An 18657-nucleotide genomic window follows, 5' to 3' on the forward strand; every position below is an offset into this window, starting at 1 on the left:
TGACTTTATACGAACATTACTATTTAAAGTATAAAAATCAATACGATAACCGTTCCCAATCCCTATTTCCCTTGGATCGCAACCATTGACCGAAAACAAATCTTACAAAATTCTCGTGGCCGACGACGATCCCATATCCCGGCGGCTGTTCCAAAACTTATTGGCCAAAGCGGGGTTCATGGTCACTGCCGCAGCCGATGGGCATGAGGCTCTGGAACTCTTCCGGCGCCATTTTTTTCCGATCGTATTAACCGATTGGCAGATGCCCAGGATAGAAGGGCCGGAGTTATGCCGAGCCATCCGGCGGGAAAGCCCGGGCCGATATGTCTATATGATCATGATGACGTCCAAAGGCGGCAAGGAGGACATCATTTCGGGCCTGAACGCCGGTGCGGACGACTACCTCACCAAGCCGGCTCACCACGCCGAGCTGATGGCCCGCATCAAGACCGGCATCCGCGTTCTGCAGCTTGAAAAATCCCTCAGGGACGCGGTGGACGAAATCCAAGTGATGTCCGTCACCGATCCCTTGACCGGCATTTACAACCGGGGATACATCAATCAGCGGTTACCCGAGGAAATCAGGCGGTCCGTTCGCTATCGCCATGATTTTACCCTGCTGATGTGTGACATCGACCATTTCAAAACAGTCAATGACACCTATGGTCATCTATCCGGCGATGCCGTGTTGCAGGCCTTCGCCCGATGCCTGTCCGCCGCCGTACGGCAACAGGTGGACTGGGTTGGTCGCTACGGCGGGGAAGAGTTCCTCGTCGTTCTCCCGGAAACTGATTTTGACGGTGCCATGACCTTGGCCGAACGGCTGCGCCAAAGCGTTGAATCGTTAGTTGTCCAAACCGGCGGACACACGATCCGGATTACTGCCAGTTTTGGCGTTACCGGCCTTTCGTCGGCCACGCCACCACAGGCCGCGAGTGCGGAATCGCTGCTCCAGACGGTCGACCAGTTGCTCTACCAGGCCAAAAATCAGGGCCGCAACCGGATCCAGGGACACCTGTTCGCCGGTTAGGGTCTTGGCAAGAGATGAAGGTTGACATCGGAGAAAACGTGGAGAACAAAGAAGCACTGAGGAAGTAGACGGCCAGTAATTTTGCTCGTTTGGAACCAATGCTTCTACCGGTATGGGGAACATTGGCATCATAATAAACGCAATCCCCCTCTTCCATGATATATTTTTTCCGTCATACACCAACTCGTGGGTCCCTTCCAGCACAAAAAGAAACGCTTCTCCTTCGTGTTGAAAATCGGCTTGTTCCTCAAACGCCGGCTCGATGATATAGGGGTTCATGTTCTTGCCGATGATGCGCGTGGCCAGGGCCTGATAATTATAGCCTTGGCCTCTTGATGATGTGCTGATGCTTGCGGCAAGCGGCGCGTTTATCAAAAAGGCGATTGGCGGAAAAGAATATACCAGGATGCGCAGGATTTTCATTCGTATTCAAGGCGGGCTTTTTTACGCATAGTGGGGCTATGTGTGGAAACGCCCAACGCAGAAGACGGATGAAAAGACAAGCAGGCGGGTATATTCTTTGACAGAAATCGCCTAGCATTTTGCCTATTGGGAAACAACGGTATTCACTTTCTGAACCGGTTCTTCATTCAGATTGAAAAACAACGCGAAACCATTTATGACCGACTCTGACATCAAACATGGGGATAGGATCCAAATGGACATCAAACAGAAAGCGATTCTGATAACCGGAACTTGCGACACCAAGGGCGATGAAATTCTGTACCTGAAGGAGTACATCGAATCAAAAGGTATTCGCTGCATGGTGCTGGACCTCGGATTAAGAGAAGACCCCAAAAATTTTGCTCCGGATTTTCCGCGGCAGCAACTTGCCGAGTCGATCGGGTCGTCACTGGAAGAACTAATTGCCGATGCAAAGGCGGGGCGTTATGAAGTCGCCGTAGAAAAACTGGCCAAGGGGGCGGAAGCGATTATTCTTGATCTTTTCAAGAATGGAAGAATCGACGGCATCCTGGCCATCGGAGGAAGCATGGGCACGGCCATTGGCCTGCGCTCGATGCGATGTCTGCCGGTGGGTTTCCCCAAAGTGCTGATTTCCACCGTCGCGGTTTCCGATTATCTGCATCCCCATTTCATCAAGTCCGACGTCATTCTGGTCCAACCCATCTCTGATTTTTTCGGTCTCAACCAATGGTCCAAAAGGGACCTCAAACGGGCAGCGTCGACCATCAGCAATATCGTGCTGGAAGAAGAAGCCTTGGAAGAAGGCAAATGGATCGGCCTGACGGCCATCGGCTGGGTCGTTTCCTGCGTGCCCTCGATTAAGCGGCTGTTGGAAGAGAAAGGCTTTAAGGTCGCGATCGCCCATTCGGCAAGCATACAAACCGGGATTCTCGAAGATCTGATCCGGCAAGGGGTGATCGGTGGAATGCTCGATCTTTGTCCGTTCGAACTGCTCCACGAAGTCACTGGCGGCGCCTGCCACTCACGCAACCGGTTGATGGCCGCAGCAGAAATGGGGATCCCCACCATTGTGGCGCCCGGTGCCATCGGGGTCTTTACCATGAACACCTTGCAAATGCCTGCGTATAAGGAACAGGGCCGGTTTACCATCGAACACAACGAGATTCTGGGGACGGCAAAACCGACTATTGAAGAGATGATCGAAACGGCAGAGTTGATGTGCACCCGGCTTAACGCCTCGAAAGGCAAAGTGGCCGTCGTCGTGCCGAGCCAAGGCTTTTTCAATTATGATCGCGAAGGGAAAATGTATTTTAATCCTGAAGGCAGAGCCGCGTTCATCAATGTGCTTAAAGAAAAACTCGATCCCAAAATCAATCTCGAAATTCTCGACTGCCATTGGGATGACCTGGAGTTCATGATCCGGATTGCTGAATTGTGCGTCAAGTATTTTGCGGAAATCGTGTAATGACGCTCCGCTGTCATTTTCAGGAGACCATTCGGATGATATAATATTTAAGATAATGTTTTTGGTAAGGCCAGAGGGAGGAAGTCGTATGGTAATACTGCAACGAGCGATAACGCAGCCCAAAAATATTATCTTGAATGCTATAGAATGCCGCTGAACGCAATCTTTATCCATCCACGATTAACGATCGCTGAATGAGGTGAACAATGAACTGGAAAAATAAAAATATTCTTTTTGCCACTGACTTGTCCAATGATTGCAGGGATGCCTATTCGTACGCACTTAACATCGCGACGGCCTGCCAGGGCCGCATCACGCTATTGCATGTGATCGTTGCGCAACCCGTCTCACTGGAAAAGAGGATAAAAAATCTTTTTGGCGATGAACGCTATGAAGAAATCATGCGGGAACATGAAGAGGACGCGCGATTGATCCTGATCGGCAAACGCAAAGAGAGTGATCTGGTAAAAGCGGCGCTGAACAAGCTGATGGAAGACTTTTCAGGCGTGCGTCCGGAAAGTCTCTTGCAGGAAGACAAGATTCTGGTCAAAAAAGGAGATGTGGTCGAAGAGATCATCACCACGGCTCATGAACAAGAATGCGACCTGATCGTATTAAGCGCTCATGCCAGCGCACCTGAGGAATCCCACGTTTCCAAAGCCATTCAAACCATTATCCGGCTTTCCAAAATACCGGTCACCATCGTTCCGCCAAGCGGTATCGTACAATTGTAATGAGCGCCGTTCTCGGCCGCCAAAAAACGGTTCGAGACTCTCCGTTCGTCCTGCCCTGTACCCAATCCTGGTAGCCAGGGCCGCATGGGACATTCCTTGGGCGAAGGTGTGTCCCATGCCATTCTTTCAGGTGCCGAATGCCCTTTTGTCGGTGTAGATGAATCACGATTGACGGTCTCGCAAAAAGTCACCTTCAGACGGAGCAGGACCAGGGCAATCGCATGTAACTCAGGTTTATCGAAATCGGGATCGAAATCGGAATCGGAATCGGGATCGGAATCGGGATCGACGATGTATATTGGAATCACTGGTTGACAAAAGGGCAATAGACGGTTCCCGGTTTTCCTGTTTCCCATGTCGTTAGACATCCAGTCTGCATGTCTCCGTCCCATTTCTTTTCGATTTCGATAGCGATTCCGATTTCGATTTGGATTTGGATTTGGATTTGGATCATAGTAAAAATCCGTACACGATCACCCTGTAGGGCACATCACATACCAAGGTTACGTGCGATTGCCCTGAGAGCAGGACAATATCCCCTTTTCAATCCTCCCCAAATCGCATTACAATGTCATTTATTGCTTCATACCGCACGCGCATCGATGGATGAGGCAGCCGTCTCCCCATAACGAGCAACGCCGGGAACCGGTTTTCATGTCGTGTGCCACGCTTTTTGAGACTGTCATCCCACGTTTCATGAGATCATTCGGATGACATCCGATATCGCCGCGTTAACCTATATCATATCGTTCATAATCGAGACGCGTTCAAATGAACAAATGATAAAGCTTACCGCGTGGATGACGTTTCGCCAACAACCGGAAAGAACCGACTTACAACAAGAAACCAGTATATCTATCCGCTACACGTCAGCAACGCAGAACCGCAACTCACCCCATGAGCCTCTGTTAACAACGACGATCTTGGTATTGATTGAACGAATTTCAAGTTTTTTTTCAACGAGTTTACCGGTGTAAATCAGGAAGTTTTTAGCGGAAGTGTAGGCGAGCAGGAGCCTGTAAGGGGTGTTGTCGAACAGCAGGTCCAAGCGCACCTGACCGGTGCATTGATCTCTGTCGAGACATTTCTGGCAGCGTTTTTCCGTATCACCGATGGGGTTGACGGCATCCAGAGATCGGCAGACAGGGCGTCGGTTCCGGTAGAGCGTTCGGGCGGCGCCGTAATCAAGGATCCGGCTGTCAAGCGCTGGGATCGGTTTTCTTTTGTTACCCAGATCGATGCCCTGAGGTCTGACGGTGATGTAGCGCGCCATCATACGCTGTACGATGTCACGCAGGATTTCGGCTTGCTGCGGGTTCATGGCATATCCCCTTTCATGTCAGTTCCCAGCGTTGGAGCATGTCGTCGAGAAACAAAGGATCGATGGGGCCGCCGGATTTGTTTTCGGCCAGGATTTTTTTGAACCTGGGGACAACCAGGCCCGGGATACCTCTGGCGCGTTCAAACAGGATATGCAGCCCCTGCTGACAGATGCGCTGCAGATTTTCGGCACCGAAGTGATGTTCGATAAAAGGGGGCAGTTCATCGAATGTCAGACCGGTCAACTCTTCGCGCACCACGATACGCCGCCACAAAGGGGCAATGGCCTGAACTCTGTCCCGCAGCAAAGGCATGCCGATTAAAAGGATGCGTACCGGGCAACTGCCGTCAAGGTCGCTTTCGGCCAGCGCCTTTGCCTCCAGCAGGGTTTCATCGGCCAGTTCGTGTGCTTCGTCGAACCATAACAGCAACTGGTGGGGGTGTTCGCCAAGGGCGGATATCAGGCCTTGGAGCGTTTCGCTGTGAGAGCGTCGGGTGGGCAGTCTCATCCAGGTTGCCAGCACGCGGATCAGGGCGGTTGCACTCAGGTGACGTGCGTGAGAAAAATAGAACACGCGATGCCGGCAGCGGTCTAGGACGGTGTTCAACTGCCGGCACAGCCATGTTTTACCGACACCGGTCTCGCCGGTTAACATCAGATAACGGTCGTTTTCGTTTCGAAAGGCGTTTTCAAGGTTTTCAAGCGCCCGTGCAAAATCGTCAAAGGCAAAGTAGGACGATGGGTTCATAGTGGTTCCTCCTGCGGGTCGGGTTTCTTTATCTGTGCCTTTACAAGCCTTTCCAGGTATTGCAGATAGGCTTTCAGGGCACGGTTGGGTCCAAGGGCGTCAGCGGTTTTGTCGATCGCCCGGCGAAACGGCTGTGCGGGCAACGGGCCGTTTTGTCGATAAAAGGCTTCGATGGCCGCGGCTTCTCGTTGGTCGATGGGAACGGGGCGCTGCAGCAGCCGGCTGAACTCACGAAACACTTCCGGCAAACCGAAGCCGGGCTGGGCATTGGGCCGGCAGCGACCCTGCCAGACATCCAGAAGTTTTTGCAGCTGGCCGGTGCCCCGTTTTTCCTCTGTCTTTTGAAAATCGAAGGGATGCTTTTTGGTGAAGGGTTCAAGCGGGATCTGGTGCGCGTCATCGATGATCAGCAAGGCTTGGTCTGTGTTTACCGGATCATAGCGAAAATGACATTTTTTTCCTGCAAAGCGGGCCGGCACACGGAAAAGGCCGTTGGGTAGATTCACCTGGCCGGTCTTCGGGTGGCTTTTGGCCTGGGCGGCAATTTGAAATGCCTGGGCAAGTTGGTCGGCACCGACGCGCCGTGTTGAGATGCGTCGGGCCAGGGCTTGTTCCGGGGTCATCTTGATTTCACGATGGTGGTGCCGGTTGTAGACCAAAGCGATCGTCGCCTGAAGCAGGGCCTCCAGATGATGGATATCGACCACCTCCTGGTTTGGCAGCTCTTTGACGAACCATTTTTTCAGGGATCGGTGATAAGCCTCGATTTTCCCCTGTGCCTCTGGGTTGCGGGATTTTACCCAGTTTCGATGAACCCCCAAAAAGGCAAGGCCGGTGCGGAAGACTTCGGAGTCATAAGCCGAGGCGCGATCGAACTGCATGCGAAGGGCAATCCCCCACTTGGACGCGGCCAGGCGAAAGACCCTGACGGCGGCTTGGATATTTTCAGCCTGTGCGATAATGGCGGCCAGAATGTAACGGCTAAAATCATCGAGAATCGACAGCACATGGACCCGGATCGTTTGGCTGTTGGTCAACATTACTGAAAACGGGCCTTTGGCGTCCAACTGCCAAATTTCGTGCGGCTGGTCGGTCTCGTACAGGTCCCGCAGTTTTTTGCCTGCTGTCTTTCGGCGTCGCAAAATGCCCATAAACGCCGGGTGTGCGTGAAGATCCCGGCTAAGGGTCGAGCGACTCATGGACAGCTCACCGAACTCCAATTCGAGGTAAATCATCAGCTGGGTCAAAGAACGTCCGGGCTCTTCGTACAAAAGCCCCAGGGCGTAGTTCACCTGTTCACAGCGGTCGGTGCGGGCCATCCCTTTGTCTTTTCTGACCTTGGGCATCAGCCCCAAAAAGCCTTTTTCGCGGTAGTCTTTCAGCCATCGGAACAGTGTGCTTCTGCCGATCGGCCTTTTTTGGGACGAACACGGCCATTGAACAGACTTCCGCGTACGATCGCTAAGAATGTGCCGTTTTTTTGCTTCGGTCAGTTTGTCATCCAAAAGTGGACTGATCATTTCGAACCGCCAGGCGGCGATCTCCCATGAATCGGACATGACAAGGGCTCCTTTGGAAGAATGTGGCCCCATGTTCGCATATTTTTAAAATTGATGTGTTCAGCCGCCGTGCAGCTAATGCCGGTTTTAAAGCCAAGGCCGAACGAATTGCCCCAACTGACGATGAGACAGTTGAGTTCAGCGAAGTTTGGCGGGTTTTCGGACGCGATCAGCGTACTGACAAATTCAAATTGTTTGCAGGCTTCAAGACGTTCCCGGCGCCCCTGGCTGCGGTAACGATCCGGGTTGATCCAAACCGGTTGACCATGCAATGAACACATCTGTGGGTAACGGATTTCCAACTCCGCCTGGATCCGGGTGGCCGGTATTGAAAAGGCCGTTTCCCCCATCGGCCTGCCCAGCCACCAGGCACCCAACCCTTCTGTCCATGCGTGAAGTGTCGCGTGCTCAGGGGTGTGATCACCGTAAAGATGATCCCATACCACTTGGCGCAATGCCATGTCTCCTCGGTTGTATAGGCTTACCGAGAGCTCAATCACCGAAAGTGAGTAAAGTTTGTAGGGAAGAATATCCGCCGGGAGCAACCGGAACCGGCTTTTACATATGGGACATCTGACCAGAACAATCTGGGCCATATCCTTGACCACCGTATCGATCCCCTCGTGATCCTTTTCAAGCTTGTACAAAGTGCGACAAACGGTAGAGTTGGTCAATTCAAGCGATGGCAGTGGCTGCTGGCAAGCGCAATCAACAGAACATTTTGGACAGATCGTCTCTGCCAGATAATCGGCAAGAAGTCCTTGCGAATAAAGGCAAATGTAGGTAGCATTGGTAATTGCTATGGTGATCGGGATGGGTGCCTCCATCTTGGTTGCCGAAGGGGGCAGGCCAATGCCCCCTTCATCCTTATCGACGAATTCTGTAGCCCGCCTCCTAATCGGTTTGTAACTCCCTGTATAATACCCTTTTTCTACGGGTGAACAAATGAACTGGTGCTTCAGTGAAAAATGCTGAGCACCGGATTTTGTTTTTGATAACTCTCTGAATGAAAATTGAAGGGGGCGGACATGCGATTGCCAAGGTATGTGATGGGAGGTTCGGAGTGAGTGAGGTGAGGAGGACTGAGCCGTGATTATTTGTTCTATATTTTTTTCTACAATTGAAAATGAGTCAGTGGGTTAGTGGGCTTTGAGTCTCTGAGTCCGTGAGATGCGAGTCTCTGAGTTCGTGAGCTACGACAGGTTTTCAGGCAAAAACAAATGGGTGAACCGCATGGCAGGCAATCTTCCGCCAAAGGGCCGTTGGTTTGGAAAAATCGTCCGGTGGGGTCTCTGTTTCCTCATCCTGGCGATCCTGTTCTGGCTCTTCCGGTACACCACCCGCCCCGATCCCTTAAAGGTGGTGGTCAGGCCCGTCACCCGGGGACGGGTCGAACGTACGGTGGCCAACACCCGTGCCGGAACGGTCAAAGCATGCCGGCGGGCCAAGCTCTCCCCCAGCATCGGTGGCCAGATCGCCCGGCTGCCCGTGGCCGAGGGGGACCGGGTCAAGGCCGGAGATCTGCTCCTGGAACTGTGGAACGAGGACCTGGCCGCCCAGGTACAACTGGCCCGGCGGGAGGTGACCGCCACCCGGGCCCGGGCCCAATCGGCCTGCTCACGGGCGGCCGTAGCGGCCAAAAACGCCGCGCGCCTGAAAACCCTGCTGAAATCCAGCGTGGGCACCGAGGAACGTACGGAAAACGCTGTGGCCGAAGCCGACGCCCTGGCCGCCGAATGCACGGCCGCCCGTGGTGAGATCGCCGTCCGCGAAGCCCAATTGGCCGTTGTGGCGGCCAATCTGGCGCGTACCCGACTGCTGGCGCCCTTCGACGGGGTGATCGGTGAAATCAACGGCGAACGTTTCGAATATGTGACGCCCTCCCCCCTGGGCGTGCCCACGCCGCCAGTGATCGATATCATCGCATCGGGATGCTTCTACGTAATCGCCCCCATCGACGAGGTGGATGTGGCCGACATCCAGGTGGGCATGTCGGCCCGCATCACCATGGATGCCTATGGCAGCCGGATCTTCCAGGGCCATGTCCGCCGGGTGGCCGACTACGTGCTGGATCTGGAAAAGCAGGCCCGTACCGTGGATGTGGAAGCGGCCTTTGCTCACACGGAGGAGTTCCCGTTGCTGCTGGCCGGCTACAGTGCCGATATCGAGGTCATCCTGGATGTGCGGCCGGATGTGCTGCGGGTGCCCACTGAGGCGGTGATGGCCGGTAATACGGTGGTTGTGTTCAAACCGGCCAGCGAAACCGTCGAGCGCCGCACCATCGAAACCGGTCTCTCCAACTGGGATTTTACCGAGGTGCGCCAGGGCCTCGAAGCGGACGAGCAGGTGGTGATCAACGTCGACGTGCCGGATCTCGAAGACGGCGCCCCGGCCGTCGTGATCGAGGCGTCCCCGTGATTCATCTGGAAACAGTCAGCCGGATCTTCCCGGTGGGCGGCGAGCAGGTGCATGCCCTGGCACGGGTCAGCCTGCAGGTCGACAAAGGGGAGTATCTCTCCATCATGGGCCCGTCCGGATCGGGCAAATCGACCCTGCTCAATATCCTCGGTCTGCTGGACCGTCCGGATGAGGGCCGCTACCGCATTGACGGCCAGGATACCACGGACCTGAGCGATAACCGGCAGGCCCGCCTGCGGCGTTACCGGATCGGTTTTATCTTCCAATTTTTCCATCTGGTTCCCCGTCTGACCGCCGCGGACAACGTGGCCCTGCCCCTGGTGCTGGCCGGCATTCCCGTCCGTGAGCGCAGATCGCGGGTGGAGGCTGCCCTGACGCGCTTCGGCATCGCCAACCGGGCCGGGCACCGACCCGACCAGCTCTCCGGCGGTCAGCGCCAGCGGGTGGCCATTGCCCGGGCCGTGATCATGAATCCGGCCATTATCTTGGCGGATGAGCCCACCGGCAACCTGGACCGAGCCTCCGGCGGGGAAATCATCCAGGCTATCGAGTCATTGCGGGGGGAAGGCATGACCGTGCTGATCGTCACCCATGATCCGCAGATCGGCGATCGCGCCGACCGGTGCATTCGCATGGTCGACGGCCGCATCGTCGCCGATGACCGGAGGAAGGGATGAAAACCACGGATGTTTTCGGTTTCTGCTCCCGGGCGGTCTCCGGTTATCCCTTGCGCTCGGGACTGATGCTGCTGGCCATGGCCATTGGCGTGGCTGCGGTGGTGTTGCTCTCCACCCTGGGCGAAAGCACCCGCCACTATGTCACCACCCAGTTCAGTTCCCTGGGTACCCACCTTCTGGTCATCTTGCCGGGCCGTTCCGAAACCATCGGCGGTCCCCCCCCCATGATGGGCCAGACCCCCAGGGACCTCACCATTGGCGATGCCGTGGCCCTGTCGCGCAGCCACGCCGTACGCCGGGTAGCCCCCATCGTGGTCGGTTCCGCACCGGTCTCCACGGGCAATCGCGAACGGGAAATTTCCATTCTCGGATCCACGGCCGACCTTCTGGCGGTGCGCAACCTGACCCTGGCCAACGGCCGTTTTATTCCGGAGGGCGATATCCTCCGGGCCGAAGCGGTCTGCGTGCTGGGACACACGGCCAGAAAGGAGCTGTTCGGCAACCGATCCCCCCTGGGCCGTTTCGTGCGCATCGGTGAGCGCCGTTTCCGGGTGATCGGTAGCCTGGCCCGCAAAGGACAGTCCCTGGGCGTAGATATCAGTGACGTGGCCATCATCCCGGTGGCATCGGCAACCGCCCTGTTCAACACCGACACCCTTTTCCGGGTGCTGGTGGAAGCCAAACACCGCGATGCCATCTCCCGGGCCAAGCGGGACATCCTGGCCATCGTCCGCGACCGCCACGATGGTGAGGACGACATCACGGTGATCACCCAGGACGCCATGCTGGCCACCTTCGACCGCATCCTGCGCACCCTTACCCTCACCGTGGCCGGCATTGCCGCCATCAGCCTGGCCGTGGCCGGCATCCTGATCATGAACGTCATGCTCATCGCCATCTCCCAGCGCACGGAGGAGATCGGCCTGCTCAAGGCCATCGGCGCGACCCGGCGTCAGGTACTGCTGCTCTTTCTCGTGGAGTCCACCCTGCTCTCTCTGGCCGGTGCCATGGCCGGTTTGCTGCTCTCCGTCGCCGGACTGGCCGTACTGCAACGATTCTTCCCGCAATTTTCCTTGTTGGTGCCCTGGTGGTCACCGATGGCGGCCACGGCCACGGCGATGTTTGCCGGCACGCTTTTCGGTATACTGCCGGCCGACCGCGCGGCCCGGCTGGATGCGGTGGCAGCATTGGCTGAGAAATAAAGGGAAATGTCAAATGCAAAAGGCCAAATGAAGGCATTTTATCGTATTTTAGAATCGACAGCATCCTGATTCATCATGAACTTTCGTGACGCCATTCACTGGGCGCTGGATGCACTGGTCAGCCAGCGTCTGCGCAGTTTTCTCACGGTTCTGGGCATCGCCGTGGGTATTGGTGCCGTCGTGCTGCTCACCTCATTGGGAGAAGGCATCCACCGCTTCATCCTGGACGAATTCACCCAGTTCGGCACCAATCTGATCGGAATCACGCCGGGTCGAGCCTCCACCACGGGCATGTCCGGGGCCTTGATCAGCAATGTCCGGCCCCTGTCCATCGACGATGCCGATGCCCTGGACCGGATTCCCCGCATCGAGGCCACCGTGCCGGTGGTACAGGGCAATGCCGCCGTTGAATTCGACAAGCGCAGCCGACGGACCTATGTGTTCGGGGTAGATGCCGACGTTCCGCGGGTCTGGCAGCTGGCAGTGTCCCGGGGACGCTTTCTGCCAGCGGACCGCGCGGCCGACGCCAGGGCCTATGCCGTGCTGGGAAGCCGGGTGGCGGATGAACTTTTCGGCAACACCAATCCGCTGGGACGGCGTATCCGTATCGGCGGCGACCGTTACCGGACCATCGGCGTCATGGCCGCCAAGGGACAGATGCTCGGTTTCGACCTGGACGATGCGGTATATGTGCCGGCCCAGCGGGCCCTGGCCATGTTCAACCGGGAGAGCCTCATGGAGATCGATGCCCTGTTTGCCGCTGGCAGCCATGCCGGGGGAATTTCCGAGCGGATCCGAACACTTCTGATCGCCCGCCATGGCAGTGAGGATTTCACCATCGTTACCCAGGATCAGATGCTGGATGTTCTCGGATCGGTATTGGGGGTACTGACCCTGGCCGTGGGAGCCATCGGCGGCATTTCGCTGCTGGTGGGCGGTGTGGGCATCACCACGATCATGACCATCGCCGTCCGCCAGCGTCGTGCGGAAATCGGTCTGCTGCGTGCCCTGGGGGCCGGTCGCCATGGAATCGTGGCCCTGTTTGCCATTGAGGCCACCCTGCTGGGTGCCATCGGTGGAGTGGCGGGCATCGTTCTGGGCAGCGGCGGAGCCTGGCTATTGGAAACACTGCTCCCCAAGCTGCCGACACACACACCTCTGGCCTATGCCATCCTGGCTGAAGCCCTGGCCGCGGTCATCGGCCTTCTCTCCGGCATCTTGCCCGCCCGTCAGGCGGCCCGCATGGACCCCATCGAGGCGCTACGGGCGGAGTGAATCCATGTCACCGCCAGCGACACTTCGGCCAAGTTGAACACGGCGGATGGTGAGAAACCGGCGGTGACCGCCATCAGCGCCACCCCTGATGCAGATGGCGACAAACCCCAGTTTCCGGAACAGGAAGTTGCTGGGGACAGGTTAAATAAGATCCTAAGCCGTTTGCATTCAAGGAGCTAATGGGTTAGGGTGTCTGACTCATCAAAATAAGCCGTGACCATACGGGACCAGCATGCCTCATTATCCCCATTGCTACCGCGAACTGTTTTCGGTCAGTCTGCCCCTGGTTTTCTCCATGGCCGCAACCACCGTCATGGAATTCACCGACCGCATCTTTCTGGCCAACTACACCATCGATGCCATTGCCGCCGCCTTGCCCGCGGGGGTGGCCACTTTTCTCATCCTGACGTTTTTTACTGGGGTGACCGGCTACCTGAACGTTTTTGTGGCCCAGTACACCGGGGCCGGCGCGTCCTCCCGCATCGGCCCCTGCATCTGGCAGGGAATCTATTTTTCGGCGCTGGCGGCCGTGGTGCTGACAGGTATGTCGCTGCTGGCCGAACCGATTTTCCGATTGGGGGGGCACCCGCCGGAAGTCCAACAGTTGGAGAGCGTCTATTTCCGGATCCTGTGTCTGGGTGGGGGGATCAACGTGGCCGGTACCGCACTGGCCTGTTTTTTCTCCGGCAGGGGCCAAACGCGTCCGGTGATGGTAGTCAATGTCATCGGCATGCTATTCAATATTCCCCTGGACTATGCTCTGATCAACGGAGTTTGGATATTCCCCCAGATGGGCATTCGCGGTGCCGGGATCGCCACCGTATGCGCCTGGAGCCTGATCGCCGTCCTGTTCGCCGGGCTGATTTTCACCCGCGACAACGACCGGCTTTACGGGGTGCTGTCCCGATGGCGAATCGATCCGGCACTGGCCCTGCGGATCGTACGCAAAGGCGTGCCGGCATCCCTGCAGTTCACCATCGACGTATTTGCCTTCACCTTCTTTATTTTCGCCATGGGCCGGCTGGGAAAAGCCGAACTGGCCATCAGCAATATCGCCTTCTCCCTGGAGTCCATCGCTTTCATGCCCGCGGTGGGGTTCTCCATGGGGCTTTCCACCCTGGTAGGACAATCGCTGGGACGCAACGATATCCCGGCGGCCCTGCGCTTCACCCGCCAGACCATCACCGTCCTCATGGCCTACATCTTCTGCCTGGACCTGATCTTCCTCCTGGCGCCCCACCCGATACTGGAACTCTTTCTGGCCGCCGAACGCGGCACGCCCGCCTACAGCCGGCTTCTGGCCGACGGGACCATCGTGCTGCGCACCATGGCGGTGTTCATCGCCTTTGACGCCCTCTACTTCACCTTTATCGGCGTCCTGAAGGGCGCCGGCGACACCCGTTTTATCATGTGGAGCATCGGGGTGGTGACACTCCTGATGATGATCGTGCCGCTGACGGTCATCATCGCCTATCTGCAAGGGGGCCTTTTGGTCTGCTGGATCACCTTGACCCTGTATGTGATCTCGCTGTGCCTGGTTTCCTTCTGGCGATTCCGTCAAGGGCGCTGGAAAGGCATTCGCGTTATTTAGGTTGCCGTTTTTTATTTGACAGAAAAAAACACCTTCAATATGAATATCACGTTGTGTCATTCTTGACATCGTGCACAAATCGACGTTACCCCACTGTTGCATAAAAACAGATGCTCTCACTGAAACAATACCTGGAACCCATTTAAAAACAGGAAAAAGAAAACTATGAAACGAATCAGTCTGACTATTAATGGCGTTCGGCGCCAGCATATCGTTCCCGAAGATCGCGTGCTGCTGGATCTTTTGCGGGAAGACCTGATGCTGACAGGCGCCAAGCAGTCCTGCGACCGCAAAGGCCAATGCGGCGCTTGTACGGTGATCGTCAACGGCAGAACCGTACGCTCCTGCCTGAAAAAGGTGACCGCCCTGGAAGGCGCCGAAGTGATCACGGTGGAAGGGCTGGGCACGCCCGCCAACCCTCATCTGATTCAGGAAGCGTTTGTGCTGGCCGGAGCGATCCAATGCGGATTTTGCACCCCGGGCATGATTCTGGCCACCAAGGTCCTTCTGGACAGCAACCCCAACCCCAGCCGCGAAGCGATCCAACATGGACTGCGACACAACCTGTGCCGCTGTACCGGTTATGCCAAAATTTTCGAAGCCGTGGAGCTGGCCGGGCGTTTCCTGCGCGGCGAATGCACCCCGGCAGAGTTGCGCTCAAAGGTTGACGACAACCCCATGGGTGTCTCCCATTCCCGCCCCTGGTCAATGATGAAAGCCTGCGGCCTGGCGGAATTCAGCGCGGACATCGACATGCCGGGAGCACTGGAAATTGCCGTTGTGCGCAGTCCCCATCACCGGGCCAGGCTGAAGGGACTCGACCTCGCTGAAGCTCAAAAAATGCCCGGGGTGGTCGGCATCATGACCGCCGCTGACATCAAGGGCGCCAACAACATGGGATTGGGCGACAACCAACCCGTATTGTGCTCCGACAACCTGCCGGTTCTGGGCGCCGCCGTGGCCATCGTGGCCGCACGCACGAAAAAGGAAGCCCTGGCGGCGGCCGCCGCGGTCAATCTTGATTGCGAGGTCCTTCCAGCCATGCGGGATGCCCATGCGGCCATGGCAGAAGGGGCTCCGGAAATTCATCCGGGCACGCCCAACATCTGCCACACCGCCGGTCAGATCAAAGGAGATGCCAAGGCAGCCCTTGAGAAATCGCCGGTCGTGGTTTCCGGGAATTTCTACTCTCCCCTGATCCACCAGGCCCCCCTGGAACCCGAAGCCACGGTGGCGTATCTGGACGGCAGTGGCGAAGACGCCCAGTTGGTTGTCATCGGCCGCTCCATCTGGATCCACCAGCATGCCCAGATGATTCAGGATGCCGTCGGCTGGGACAACGTGCGCTACATCGAGGCGTTTGCCGGCGGGCAGTTCGGCATCAAGTGCGACCTTACCTCCGAAGCCCTTGCCGCGGCCGCGGCCCTGCATTTCCAGCAGGCGGTGCGCTATATCCCGAGTCTTGAGGAATCCATGTGGCTCACCCCCAAACGGCACCCCTTCCATATGCAAACACGCATGGGCGCCGATGCGGATGGCAAACTCACCGGCATTGAGATGGAGATGATCGTCGAAAACGGCGCCTACATGTCCATCGGCCCGAACATCATCGAAAGGGCCCTGGCAATGCTGAGCAGCGGTTACCACATTCCCACTGTGGAAGTCGACGCCAAACTGGTTTACACCAACGATGCCTGGGGCGGCGCGGCCCGCGGTGCAGGGCCCCCCCAGGCCAATTTCGCGGTGGAGTCCTGCATGAACCTTCTGGCGGCCAAATTGGGCATGGATCCCTATGAATTCCGGCGCATCAACACGCTGCAAAAGGGGCAGACCACCTCCAACGGCCAGGAGGCTGATGAATGGGCCTTCAGCGGCTGCCTCAATCGCCTCGAACCCCACTATCAAAAGGCCAAAAAGGCAGCCGCAGCGCACAAATCCGGCACGATCAGGCGGGGTGTGGGCCTTGCCGGTTCCAGCTTTGGGGTCGGCGAACCCGGCGATGTCTCGCATGTGGCCGTTGAAATCGATCCCGACGGCGGACTGTCGATCTACGGGTCCGTCGCCGATCCGGGAGAAGGCAACGACGCCATGTTGACCCAACTTGGCGCGCATCTGATGGATCTGCCCATGGAAAAAATCCGCCTGATTACCCGTGATACGGAAACGACGCCGGATTCGGGCGTTTCCGCCGGATCCAGGCAAACCTATATGTCGGGCCAGGCCCTGGTCAAGGCCGTCGATGCCCTCAAAGCGGCCATGGCAGAGACCGGCGCCAACACCCGCGAGGAGCTTGAAAAAGCCGGCAAGCCCGCCCGCTACATGGGCATCAACACCATGTCCCACACCGGCATGGATCTTAAAACCGGTCAAGGCAAGGTCTGGGATGCATACTGCCATGGGGTTCAGATGGCCGAGGTGGCCGTCAACACGGAAACCGGTGAGGTAAACGTGGTGAAGATGACCGCCGTGGTCGACCCGGGCAAAATCATCAATCCCCTGGCCGTGACCTGTCAGATCGAAGGCGGCATGGACATGGGGGCGGGCATGGCGCTGCGCGAGGAGTATGTTCACGGAGAAACGGTCGATTGGAACTCCTACAAATTCCCAAGAGCGACCAACGCGTTCGAGATGGAAACGATCCTTTTGGAAACGCCGCGTGACCATGGACCGCTGGGCGCCATCGGCGTCGGCGAATTTACCTTGGTCCCCACGCACCCGGCCATCATCAACGCCATTGAGGACGCCATCGGCGTCCGGCTATACAGCATGCCGGCAATGCCGGACAGGGTTCTGGCAGCACTGAAATCCACCAATGGCTGATTTTAATGGTTCTCTCGATAAACAGCAGCGGTCCCAAGCGAATCGTCAAGCGCATTGACGGCCGGGACATCGTTTTCGACAGGGACGGCTACCTGCTCGACCCCCTTCTGTGGTCTGAAGCGGTGGCCCTGTTCCTGGCGCGCGAGGCGGGCCTCGAAACCTTGAGTGAAGCGCATTGGTGGGTGCTGCGATTTGTACGGAACTACTATCTGGAAGAAGGCAAGGAACCCATCAACCACAGAATCAAACTGGGCACCGGCATGAGCATTCAAGAGATCCAAGCGCTCTTTCCGGACGGCATGGCCCGCGGGGTAAAGCGCCTGGCGGGCCTGCCCAAACCAAAAGGATGTGGCGGATAGGTAGAAAATGCGCAGCCGAGGCTGAGAATATAGCCTTTGTCACCGGCCACAAATCCAGTCGGGGGGGGGGAATTGGCGTCAATACTGCGGATTACAGCTCTTCCGGCGTAAAGGCAATCACGTCATCGATGGACGCCGTGTTGCAGAAAAGCATGACCAGCCGGTCAACCCCCAGCGCGTTTCCGGCGGCAGGCGGCATGGCGGCCAGGGCGTTTAAAAATGGCTCGGCAACGGGATAAACAGGTTTTCCGGCGGCTTCACGGGCGCGGTTTTCGTTTTCAAAGCGGGTGCGTTGCTCATCCGGATCGGTGAGTTCACTAAAGGCGTTGCACAGCTCCATGCCGGCCATGTAAAGTTCGAAACGTTCGGCCACCATGGGGTTTCCTGGCTTGAGCCGGGCCAGGGCGCCGCAGGCCGCCGGATAATCGTAAAGAAACAGCGGCCGCTTCCGGCCGAGGCGGGGTTCGATCTCAAGGCCCATCAGTTCGTCAAAGCAGCCTTGCGCAAGGGCCGCTGCGGCGCTCATTCCGGTAAACCGCCGGAAGGCGTCGTCGACGGTCAGGCGATCCCAGGGCAAAGTGAGGTCAACCGTGCATCCCTGGTAGTCAAGCCGCCGGCCGCGAGCCAGCCGCTCGGCCACAAAGGCGATCAACTGTTCACACTGGACCATCATGTCACGATAGTCCCCACCCGCCGCATACCACTCCAGAAGCGTCATTTCCGGCACATGGCGCCCGCCGCGCTCCCCCCGGCGGAAGCAGCGACAAATCTGAAATATCTTTCCGTACCCGGCGGCCAGGAGCCGTTTCATGCACAGCTCGGGCGATGGATGCAGGTACCAGTCGCCGGCGGCCTGGGCATCGATATGGGCTTCCGGCGCCGGTGCCGGAATCCGCACCGGCGTCTCCACTTCCAGAAACCCCTGGTCATGGAAAAAACGGCGCACGGCGGCAATGATTCGCGCCCGCTGATCGAGGTTCTCCCGGATGACGATCTGACGTGAAAAAAAAGAGGGCTGATCGTCCATGAAGC

At 57.2% G+C, this 18657-nt stretch carries 15 protein-coding genes and 1 pseudogene; 10 read left to right on the forward strand and 6 right to left on the reverse strand.

Annotated features, from left to right (window positions below):
- Nucleotides 1-85: 85 nt before the first annotated feature.
- The gene (locus GN112_RS05595; protein ID WP_197743273.1) at nucleotides 86-1030 is read left to right on the forward strand and encodes a diguanylate cyclase; all 945 of its coding nucleotides are present in this window, start codon (nucleotides 86-88) and stop codon (nucleotides 1028-1030) included.
- A gap of 76 nt (nucleotides 1031-1106) precedes the next feature.
- Here the strand turns inward: GN112_RS05595 and GN112_RS35125 are convergent.
- Nucleotides 1107-1187: pseudogene (locus GN112_RS35125) on the reverse strand (hypothetical protein); the annotation flags it as partial.
- A gap of 501 nt (nucleotides 1188-1688) precedes the next feature.
- On the opposite strand from GN112_RS35125, the gene GN112_RS05600 reads away from it, so the two are divergent.
- Nucleotides 1689-2921: a Tm-1-like ATP-binding domain-containing protein gene (locus tag GN112_RS05600; RefSeq protein ID WP_162458795.1), complete on the forward strand. Its 1233-nt coding sequence runs from the start codon at nucleotides 1689-1691 to the stop codon at nucleotides 2919-2921.
- A gap of 206 nt (nucleotides 2922-3127) precedes the next feature.
- Nucleotides 3128-3655 (forward strand): universal stress protein, encoded by a 528-nt coding sequence (locus tag GN112_RS05605; protein ID WP_155309331.1) that lies wholly within the window; start codon nucleotides 3128-3130, stop codon nucleotides 3653-3655.
- An 862-nt stretch (nucleotides 3656-4517) separates the two neighbouring features.
- On the opposite strand, the gene GN112_RS05610 is transcribed toward GN112_RS05605, so the two are convergent.
- Genes GN112_RS05610 through GN112_RS05625 form a run of 4 tightly spaced genes read right to left on the reverse strand, consistent with a single transcriptional unit; the run spans nucleotide 4518 to nucleotide 8110 of the window.
- On the reverse strand, nucleotides 4518-4976 hold the full coding sequence (locus tag GN112_RS05610; RefSeq protein ID WP_155309045.1) for a hypothetical protein: 459 nt from the start codon (nucleotides 4974-4976) through the stop codon (nucleotides 4518-4520).
- Between the two features lie 13 nt (nucleotides 4977-4989).
- Nucleotides 4990-5724 (reverse strand): AAA family ATPase, encoded by a 735-nt coding sequence (locus tag GN112_RS05615; protein WP_155309044.1) that lies wholly within the window; start codon nucleotides 5722-5724, stop codon nucleotides 4990-4992.
- Complete coding sequence (locus GN112_RS05620; protein ID WP_162458774.1) at nucleotides 5721-7283, reverse strand: DDE-type integrase/transposase/recombinase; 1563 nt, start codon at nucleotides 7281-7283, stop codon at nucleotides 5721-5723. The genes GN112_RS05615 and GN112_RS05620 overlap by 4 nt, the downstream gene beginning before the upstream one ends.
- Nucleotides 7241-8110, reverse strand: a complete 870-nt coding sequence (locus GN112_RS05625) for a hypothetical protein (RefSeq protein ID WP_155309042.1) — start codon at nucleotides 8108-8110, stop codon at nucleotides 7241-7243. The genes GN112_RS05620 and GN112_RS05625 overlap by 43 nt, the downstream gene beginning before the upstream one ends.
- A 406-nt stretch (nucleotides 8111-8516) precedes the next feature.
- Between GN112_RS05625 and GN112_RS05630 the strand changes: the two genes are divergently transcribed.
- From GN112_RS05630 to GN112_RS05660, 7 genes are all read left to right on the forward strand, one after another.
- Nucleotides 8517-9701, forward strand: coding sequence for an efflux RND transporter periplasmic adaptor subunit (locus GN112_RS05630; protein ID WP_155309332.1), 1185 nt, complete (start codon nucleotides 8517-8519; stop codon nucleotides 9699-9701).
- The gene (locus tag GN112_RS05635; protein WP_155309333.1) at nucleotides 9698-10378 is read left to right on the forward strand and encodes an ABC transporter ATP-binding protein; all 681 of its coding nucleotides are present in this window, start codon (nucleotides 9698-9700) and stop codon (nucleotides 10376-10378) included. Before GN112_RS05630 ends, GN112_RS05635 begins: the two co-directional genes overlap by 4 nt.
- Complete coding sequence (locus tag GN112_RS05640; protein WP_155309334.1) at nucleotides 10375-11580, forward strand: ABC transporter permease; 1206 nt, start codon at nucleotides 10375-10377, stop codon at nucleotides 11578-11580. Before GN112_RS05635 ends, GN112_RS05640 begins: the two co-directional genes overlap by 4 nt.
- Nucleotides 11581-11655: 75 nt before the next feature.
- Entirely contained in the window at nucleotides 11656-12855 is a 1200-nt protein-coding gene (locus tag GN112_RS05645; protein WP_155309335.1) for an ABC transporter permease, read from the forward strand.
- A 232-nt stretch (nucleotides 12856-13087) separates the two neighbouring features.
- Complete coding sequence (locus GN112_RS05650; RefSeq protein ID WP_155309336.1) at nucleotides 13088-14446, forward strand: MATE family efflux transporter; 1359 nt, start codon at nucleotides 13088-13090, stop codon at nucleotides 14444-14446.
- Between the two features lie 165 nt (nucleotides 14447-14611).
- Complete coding sequence (locus GN112_RS05655; RefSeq protein ID WP_155309337.1) at nucleotides 14612-17266, forward strand: molybdopterin-dependent oxidoreductase; 2655 nt, start codon at nucleotides 14612-14614, stop codon at nucleotides 17264-17266.
- Between the two features lie 5 nt (nucleotides 17267-17271).
- A complete protein-coding gene (locus tag GN112_RS05660; protein ID WP_155309338.1) occupies nucleotides 17272-17625 on the forward strand; it encodes a TusE/DsrC/DsvC family sulfur relay protein in 354 nt (117 codons plus the stop codon).
- Nucleotides 17626-17716: 91 nt separating this feature from the next.
- On the opposite strand, the gene epmA is transcribed toward GN112_RS05660, so the two are convergent.
- Nucleotides 17717-18652 (reverse strand): EF-P lysine aminoacylase EpmA, encoded by a 936-nt coding sequence (gene epmA, locus GN112_RS05665; RefSeq protein WP_155309339.1) that lies wholly within the window; start codon nucleotides 18650-18652, stop codon nucleotides 17717-17719.
- Nucleotides 18653-18657: the final 5 nt, after the last annotated feature.

It is taken from the genome of Desulfosarcina ovata subsp. ovata (assembly GCF_009689005.1).
GTDB classification, from domain to species: domain Bacteria; phylum Desulfobacterota; class Desulfobacteria; order Desulfobacterales; family Desulfosarcinaceae; genus Desulfosarcina; species Desulfosarcina ovata.

Coding starts and splice junctions, on each gene's coding strand:
- GN112_RS05600 (WP_162458795.1), top strand. CDS start 1,689: ATGGACATCAAACAGAAAGCGATTCTGATAACCGGAACTTGCGACACC.
- GN112_RS05605 (WP_155309331.1), top strand. CDS start 3,128: ATGAACTGGAAAAATAAAAATATTCTTTTTGCCACTGACTTGTCCAAT.
- GN112_RS05610 (WP_155309045.1), bottom strand. CDS start 4,976: ATGAACCCGCAGCAAGCCGAAATCCTGCGTGACATCGTACAGCGTATG.
- GN112_RS05615 (WP_155309044.1), bottom strand. CDS start 5,724: ATGAACCCATCGTCCTACTTTGCCTTTGACGATTTTGCACGGGCGCTT.
- GN112_RS05620 (WP_162458774.1), bottom strand. CDS start 7,283: ATGTCCGATTCATGGGAGATCGCCGCCTGGCGGTTCGAAATGATCAGT.
- GN112_RS05625 (WP_155309042.1), bottom strand. CDS start 8,110: ATGGAGGCACCCATCCCGATCACCATAGCAATTACCAATGCTACCTAC.
- GN112_RS05630 (WP_155309332.1), top strand. CDS start 8,517: ATGGCAGGCAATCTTCCGCCAAAGGGCCGTTGGTTTGGAAAAATCGTC.
- GN112_RS05640 (WP_155309334.1), top strand. CDS start 10,375: ATGAAAACCACGGATGTTTTCGGTTTCTGCTCCCGGGCGGTCTCCGGT.
- GN112_RS05645 (WP_155309335.1), top strand. CDS start 11,656: ATGAACTTTCGTGACGCCATTCACTGGGCGCTGGATGCACTGGTCAGC.
- GN112_RS05650 (WP_155309336.1), top strand. CDS start 13,088: ATGCCTCATTATCCCCATTGCTACCGCGAACTGTTTTCGGTCAGTCTG.
- GN112_RS05655 (WP_155309337.1), top strand. CDS start 14,612: ATGAAACGAATCAGTCTGACTATTAATGGCGTTCGGCGCCAGCATATC.
- GN112_RS05660 (WP_155309338.1), top strand. CDS start 17,272: ATGGTTCTCTCGATAAACAGCAGCGGTCCCAAGCGAATCGTCAAGCGC.
- epmA (WP_155309339.1), bottom strand. CDS start 18,652: ATGGACGATCAGCCCTCTTTTTTTTCACGTCAGATCGTCATCCGGGAG.